The organism is Mycobacterium sp. FW102-FHT13B02 (assembly GCF_058790275.1).
In genome coordinates this window covers 1-668 of sequence record NZ_JBYTCM010000075.1, presented here as the reverse complement: position 1 = coordinate 668, position 668 = coordinate 1, and the positions used below count along the sequence as shown (strand labels likewise).

General features: G+C 59.7%; 1 protein-coding gene. It reads left to right on the top strand.

Features of this window, described 5'->3' with window-relative positions:
• Positions 1–236: 236 nt before the first annotated feature.
• On the top strand, positions 237–668 hold a 432-nt coding region (locus tag AC3WTE_RS32615), incomplete at its 3' end, for a site-specific integrase (protein WP_492443765.1).

Sequence of the window (668 nt, the reverse complement as noted above, 5' to 3'; positions counted from 1 at the left end):
AATGAGGAAATATTGTCATCTGATGCAACATTGGTTGGGTAGCAATGTTGTCCGTTGTAGCAGGTCGGGCGCCGGGGGGTGAGACTTCGGCACCGATTGCCGGTGGTCAACACGCCCCCGATGTCCAACGCATCAATGATGCATCTGTTACAACATGTGTCGTGACCAATAATCTCGAAGGCTCGGCCGAGCGTGTATCGGCGCCCAATGTTGTCCATCTCGAACCGCAACGAGCGATGTTCGAGGCCATGTTGCAGGGCTGGGAGAAACAGCAGCGAGCGCGGTTCTTGAAGGATTCCACGATCGCGCCGCGCCTTCGGCTGGTGCGCCGTTTCGCGGAGTTCTCGGGCCTTTATCCGTGGCAGTGGACGCCGTCTGAGGGTGAGGCGTGGATCAGCGAATTGCGTTCGGGCTCTTCGCCATTGCGGTTCTCGACGGCACGTAACTATGAGATCGACATTCGGGTCTTCTGCGAGTACCTGCTTGATCAGCGGTACGGCTGGTTCGCTGATTGCGCGCAGCAGTTCGGGCAAACCCCGCAGCAGGTCTTCCACGACGACAACTCGATCCTGCACGTCGGGGAGTACGAAGGTGATCCGTCACGGCGCCCGCTGACCTACGACGAGGTTCAGGCGCTGTTCGACGCGGCCGACGGCCGAGTCGAGACG